5 protein-coding genes and 1 tRNA gene are annotated in these 6682 nt (G+C 44.5%); 3 read left to right on the top strand and 3 right to left on the bottom strand.

Annotated features, from left to right (window positions below):
* Nucleotides 1-75: 75 nt before the first annotated feature.
* A tRNA-Cys gene (locus tag O3651_RS03570) sits at nucleotides 76-146 on the bottom strand.
* A gap of 275 nt (nucleotides 147-421) precedes the next feature.
* On the opposite strand from O3651_RS03570, the gene rpsB reads away from it, so the two are divergent.
* Nucleotides 422-1204 carry a 30S ribosomal protein S2 gene (rpsB, locus tag O3651_RS03565; protein WP_015605907.1) on the top strand — a complete coding sequence of 261 codons (783 nt, stop codon included), beginning with the start codon at nucleotides 422-424 and terminating at the stop codon, nucleotides 1202-1204.
* A gap of 81 nt (nucleotides 1205-1285) precedes the next feature.
* Nucleotides 1286-2329, top strand: coding sequence for a translation elongation factor Ts (tsf, locus tag O3651_RS03560; RefSeq protein ID WP_048792138.1), 1044 nt, complete (start codon nucleotides 1286-1288; stop codon nucleotides 2327-2329).
* Between the two features lie 82 nt (nucleotides 2330-2411).
* On the opposite strand, the gene O3651_RS03555 is transcribed toward tsf, so the two are convergent.
* Complete coding sequence (locus tag O3651_RS03555; RefSeq protein WP_048792137.1) at nucleotides 2412-3101, bottom strand: VIT family protein; 690 nt, start codon at nucleotides 3099-3101, stop codon at nucleotides 2412-2414.
* A 179-nt stretch (nucleotides 3102-3280) separates the two neighbouring features.
* Nucleotides 3281-5782 carry a leucine--tRNA ligase gene (gene leuS, locus O3651_RS03550; protein WP_371609588.1) on the bottom strand — a complete coding sequence of 834 codons (2502 nt, stop codon included), beginning with the start codon at nucleotides 5780-5782 and terminating at the stop codon, nucleotides 3281-3283.
* Between the two features lie 180 nt (nucleotides 5783-5962).
* Here leuS and O3651_RS03545 point away from each other — a divergent pair, with 180 nt between their 5' ends.
* Nucleotides 5963-6664, top strand: coding sequence for an ion transporter (locus O3651_RS03545; protein WP_371609587.1), 702 nt, complete (start codon nucleotides 5963-5965; stop codon nucleotides 6662-6664).
* Nucleotides 6665-6682 lie beyond the last annotated feature (18 nt).

The raw sequence follows: 6682 nt of genomic DNA, 5'->3' as shown, positions 1-6682 counted from the left end.
CAAAGACAATTGAGAGGCTAGGACTTTTGTCCCAGCCTCTTGGTTAGTATAAAGTCGGATTTGAACCGATAAAAAAGGCGGTAGACGGATTTGAACCGACGATCAAGCTTTTGCAGAGCCGTGCCTTACCACTTGGCTATACCGCCACAACTCTTACTATTCTACCTTAAAACGGCCTGTTCGTCAAGAGCTTGACCCGATTTAAGTGAGAATTTCTTGAAGGAATCCTAATAGATGAACTGGATTAAGGAGAGAAAATACTGCCCAAATACTTGTCAAAAGCTAGAAAATTTGATATGATAGTAGATGCCGTTTAAACGGCAGAAATACTCATTTTAGATGAATTGTGGAGCCGTTGCCGATTGGTAGCTCTGCGAGCTGAAATCTAAGAGAGGAAAAAAACAAAAAGGAGAATTTACTCATGGCAGTAATTTCAATGAAACAACTTCTTGAGGCTGGTGTTCACTTTGGTCACCAAACTCGTCGCTGGAACCCTAAGATGGCTAAGTACATCTTCACTGAGCGTAACGGTATCCACGTTATCGACCTTCAACAAACTGTAAAATACGCAGATCAAGCTTACGACTTCATGCGTGATGCAGCTGCAAACGATGCAGTTATCTTGTTTGTTGGTACTAAAAAGCAAGCTGCTGAAGCTGTAAAAGAAGAAGCAGAACGTGCTGGTCAATACTACATCAACCACCGTTGGTTGGGTGGAACTCTTACAAACTGGACAACTATCCAAAAACGTGTTGCTCGTTTGAAAGAAATCAAACGTATGGAAGAAGAAGGAATCTTCGAAGTTCTTCCTAAGAAAGAAGTAGCACTTCTCAACAAACAACGTGCTCGTCTTGAAAAATTCTTGGGTGGTATCGAAGACATGCCGCGCATCCCAGATGTAATGTACATCGTTGACCCTCATAAAGAGCAAATCGCTGTTAAGGAAGCTAAGAAACTTGGTATTCCAGTAGTTGCGATGGTTGACACAAATACTGATCCAGACGATATCGATGTGATTATCCCTGCTAACGACGACGCTATCCGTGCCGTTAAATTGATCACTGCGAAAATGGCTGACGCTGTTATCGAAGGTCGTCAAGGTGAGGACGCTGTAGCGACTGTTGAAGCAGAATTTGCTGCAACTGAAACTCAAGCAGACTCAATCGAAGAAATCGTTGAAGTTGTAGAAGGCGACAACGCATAATTTTCATAAGTCAATTAACCTAAAGGGGCGGGGCTCAGCCCGGCCCCTTTATTTAAAATAAGTAAACATAGGAGAAGAAAAATGGCAGAAATTACAGCTAAGCTTGTAAAAGAATTGCGCGAAAAATCTGGTGCTGGTGTCATGGACGCTAAGAAAGCATTGGTTGAAACAGATGGTGATATCGAAAAAGCGATTGAATTGCTTCGCGAAAAAGGTATGGCAAAAGCAGCTAAGAAGGCTGACCGTGTTGCCGCTGAAGGTTTGACCGGCGTTTACGTGGATGGTAATGTTGCAGCTATCGTTGAAGTCAATGCTGAAACTGACTTTGTTGCGAAAAACGCTCAATTCGTTGAATTGGTAAATGCTACTGCAAAAGTAATCGCAGAAGGCAAGCCAGCTAACAACGAAGAAGCATTTGCATTGATAATGCCTTCAGGTGAAACTCTTGAAGCTGCATACGTATCTGCAACTGCAACTATCGGAGAAAAAATCTCATTCCGTCGTTTTGCTTTGGTTGAAAAGACTGATGCTCAATACTTTGGTGCTTACCAACACAACGGTGGCCGTATCGGTGTTGTTTCAGTGATTGACGGTGGCGATGACGCTCTTGCTAAACAAATTTCTATGCATATCGCAGCGATGAAACCAACTGTTCTTTCATACAAAGAATTGGATGAGCAATTTGTTAAAGATGAATTGGCACAATTGAACCACGCTATCGATCAAGACAATGAAAGCCGCGCTATGGTTGACAAGCCAGCACTTCCACACTTGAAATATGGTTCAAAAGCTCAGTTGACTGACGAAGTGATTGCACAAGCTGAAGCTGATATCAAAGCTGAGTTGGCTGCAGAAGGTAAGCCAGAAAAAATCTGGGATAAAATCATTCCAGGTAAAATGGATCGCTTTTTGCTTGACAACACTAAAGTTGACCAAGCTTACACACTTCTTGCACAAGTGTACATCATGGATGACAGCAAGACAGTTGAAGCTTACCTTGAATCAGTGAATGCTTCAGTAGTTGAGTTTGTTCGCTTTGAAGTTGGTGAAGGTATTGAAAAAGCAGCTAACGACTTCGAATCAGAAGTTGCAGCAACAATGGCGGCTGCTCTTGGCCAAAACTAATCTAAGTTTAAAACAAAAAAGATTGAAGAGAAAATAATTTCTTTTCAATCTTTTTATTATTCTGGCCTGAATAGTTCTTCTTTTAAATTGAGAAGAACTGGCCTACGAGATAGGTGACAGCCATGGTCAAAAGTCCGATAGTGAGGTTACGGATCATGGCATTTTTAATGGGTGCCTGTCCCAATTTTGCACTAGTATAGCCGGTTCCCAAGAGGGAAAGAGCTACAACAAGGACGGTCGCTGGGATCCGATAGGCAGCTGGAAGTAGAACGATGGTCAGCATAGGGGAAATTGCACCTATGGCAAAGGCTAGAAAGCTGGATATGGCTGCGTGCCAAGGATTGGTGAACTCTTCGACCTCAATGCCGTACTTTTCCTCGACCAAGGCCTTGAGCGGATCCTGCAAGAAGGAGCGATTGGTCAAGAGTTGGGCAGAAGTCTCGCACTCACCATTTTGGACGTAGGAGGCGTAGAGGGACTGTCTGGCAATATCGGGATTCTTTTCCAAGAGTTCTCGTTCTCTAGCCACTGCAGCCTCCTCAGTGTCCTTCTGAGTGGAGACGGATACATACTCCCCGCCTGCCATAGAAAATGCACCGGCAAAGACAGCAGCCAGACCAGATAGAAAGATAATCCAAACATCTTCCGTCGCACTGGCTACCCCGATGACCACCCCTGCGATAGAAATAATACCGTCGTTGGCCCCTAAAACTCCAGCCCGCAAAATATTCAGGCGTCCACTAAAATTTTTGTCAATCTTATGTTCTTCCATTCTGAAACTTTTCTCTTTTCTTTTTATTTATAATCATTATAAATAAAAAGAATGAGGATAGCAAGTGAAAGTAGGAAAATGAGAAAAGTCCGACGATTTAAGGGAAAATTCTTATCAAAAAAGGAGCCGTTTAAAACGACTCCTTTCTTTATAATCACTATAATGTTGTACCAAACTGCTTATTTTACTACGATATTAACCAGTTTATTTGCCACGCTAATCACTTTCACGATTTCTTTGCCGGCGATTTCAGACTTGATTTTCTCATCTGCCAGAGCGATTTCTTGCAGTTCTTCACGGCTCAGGTCCTTAGCTACGACTAGCTTAGCACGAACCTTACCCTTGATTTGGACTACGATTTCGACTTCTGCCTCGACTAGCTTGCTTTCGTCATAAGTTGGCCAAGTTACATAGGAAATGCTCTCATCTGTTTGAGCAACTGCCTGCCAGAGTTCTTCAGCCAAGTGCGGTGCAAAAGGCGCTAGCAGTTGGATAAAGCCTTTAGCGTATTCGATATAGAGCTTTTCTTCCTTGTTGGCTGCATTGACAAAGATCATGAGCTGGGCAATGGCTGTGTTAAACTTGAGCTCCTCAATCTGGTCTGTGACAGACTTGACTGTTTCGTGGTAGACCTTGTCGAGTGCTCCGCTATTTTCCGCAACGATTTCTTTACTTGTGATCAAACGATAGACACGATCTAGGAACTTGCGGCTGCCTTCCAGACCTTCCTCGCTCCAAGCGATGGATGCATCTAATGGTCCCATGAACATTTCATAAACACGAAGGGTATCGGCGCCGTATTGTTCCACCACATCGTCTGGGTTGACCACATTCTTGAGGGACTTAGACATCTTAGCAGGCGCTTGCTCTAGTTCTTCTCCCGTTTCGATGTTGAAGAAGGAACCATCGCGTTTTTCCACCTTGTCTGTCGCTACCAGAGCACCGCGGTGGTCACGGTAGCTTGTTCCCAGAATCATTCCTTGGTTAAAGAGTTTTTGGAAAGGTTCTTTGGTCGGAACCACTCCGATATCATAGAGGAATTTATGCCAGAAGCGAGCATAGAGGAGGTGAAGTACAGCGTGCTCTGCACCGCCGATGTAAATATCAACTGGCAGCCAAGCCTTGAGCAGGTCTTCGTCTGCTAATTTCTCATTATTGTGCGGGTCAATGTAACGCAGGTAATACCAGCTAGAACCTGCCCATTGCGGCATGGTGTTGGTTTCACGGCGTCCTTTGACACCGTCTTCGCGAGTCACTTCCAGCCAGTCAGTCAGATTGGCTAGAGGGCTTTCACCAGTACCAGAAGGACGGATATCCTTGGTTACAGGCAAGACAAGTGGTAATTCACTTTCAGGGACAGCCGTTGAAGTGCCATCTTCCCAATGAATGATTGGAATCGGCTCACCCCAGTAGCGTTGACGGCTAAAGAGCCAGTCGCGCAGACGATAGGTGACTTTTTCATTTCCGACGCCTTCTGCTTCCAGCCAAGCAACCATCTTGTCAATCGCGGCAGCCTTGTCCAAGCCATCTAGGAAGCCAGAGTTAATATGCGGACCGTCTTCTGTGTAAGCAGCTTCAGCAACATTGCCACCCTCTAGAACCGGAATAATCTCTAAATCAAACTGCTTAGCAAACTCCCAGTCGCGCTCATCGTGCGCAGGAACGGCCATGATAGCCCCTGTTCCGTAGCTTGCAAGCACATAGTCGGCAATCCAGATTGGGATTGCCTTGCCATTGACAGGATTGATGGCATAAGCTCCTGTCCATACCCCGGTCTTCTCCTTAGCCAAATCAGTCCGAGCCAGATCAGATTTGAGGCTGGCTGCATGTTTGTAGTCTGCAACTGCTTGGGCTTGTTCTGCACTTGTAATAGCGTCTACCAGTGCATGCTCTGGAGCCAAAACAGCATAGGTCGCACCAAAAAGGGTGTCCGGACGAGTCGTAAAGACGGTAAAGTCCTTGTCAGTGTCCTTAATCTTGAAGGTTACATTGGCACCGATTGACTTCCCGATCCAGTTGCGCTGCATATCCTTGATAGACTCTGGCCAGTCCAGCTCCTCCAAGTCATTGAGCAAACGTTCTGCATAGGCTGTGATTTTCAGCATCCACTGGCGCATAGGCTTGCGGACGACTGGATAGCCACCACGCTCAGATGTGCCATCTGGCAGAACTTCTTCGTTAGCGATAGCAGTTCCCAGCTCTTCCACCCAGTTTACTGGGACTTCAGCTTCATAAGCCAGGCCTTTTTCATAAAGCTTGGTGAAAATCCACTGGGTCCACTTGTAGTAGTTGGGGTCAGTTGTATTGACTTCCCGATCCCAGTCGTAAGAAAAACCAAGCGCATTGATTTGGCGTTTGAAGTTGGCAATGTTTTCTGCTGTAAAGTCAGCCGGGTCATTGCCTGTATCCATAGCGTACTGCTCGGCTGGCAGTCCAAAGGCATCCCAACCCATTGGGTGAAGGACATTGTAGCCTTGGGCGCGCTTGTAACGACTGAGGATATCCGTCGCTGTATAGCCTTCAGGGTGTCCTACGTGCAGACCAGCTCCTGATGGATAAGGGAACATATCCAGCGCATAAAAGTTAGGTTTGTCCTTGTCCGTACCTGTCTTAAATGTATGGTGCTCAGCCCAGTATTTCTGCCACTTGGGCTCGATTTCTTTGTGATTGTAAGTTGCCATAATCATTTACTCTCCAACGATCTTTTCTGTGTTCTAAACACGTTTCTATCTATTATACCATTTTCAAGGGATTTTGAAAGCAACCGACGAAAGAGAATGAAGAAAATCTTTGCGGATCGACCTTGAATTATTTTTAAAAACAGATAGAATGAAAGCAAGTTTAAAAAAGTGAGGTTGAGGATGACAAGAAAGATTTTATTTCAGATTATTGAGCCCCATCAAAAGGAAAATGCGATTGAAAAAGCCTATGATGTGCTTATGTTCCTGACTATTATTGTCAGCCTGATCCCCCTGACCACCAAGAGTCACATCGGAATCTTCATATGGTTGGATTTTGTGTCAACGGTTATTTTTATTGTTGACTACATTCTTCGGCTTGTAACGGCCGATTATAAATTGGAAAAGGGGAAGCTTTCTTTTTTCCTCTATCCTTTTACCTTTCTGGCTCTGGCTGATTTGCTCTGCATTTTGCCTTCCCTCTTTTTGTTGAATAATAGTTTGCGACTCTTTAAGATTTTGCGCATGCTTCGGATCTTGCGGGTCTTTAAGTTCATTCGCTATTCTAAAAATATCCAAATATTGACCAATGTCTTACAAAAGCAGAAGGACAGTTTGATGATCGTGGGTCTTTTGGCTCTCGGCTATATCTTTATCTCTGCCCTTATCATTTTTAATGTCGAACCTAGCACATTTCCTAATTTTTTTGACGCCCTCTACTGGGCGACCATCTCCTTGACGACGGTTGGTTATGGTGATATTTATGCAGTTTCAACGACTGGAAAAATTATTACCATGATTTCTTCCTTTTTAGGAATCGCCATTGTGGCTCTGCCCGCTGGTATCATCACAGCCGGCTATATGAAAGAAATCAAAGAACTATAAAACCTGTTCGGGAAGGCT

This window comes from Streptococcus sp. 27098_8_73 (assembly GCF_041432495.1).
Taxonomy (GTDB): Bacteria; Bacillota; Bacilli; order Lactobacillales; family Streptococcaceae; genus Streptococcus.
Note: the sequence above shows the minus strand (reverse complement) of the source record. Positions and strands in the feature narration are given on the sequence as shown.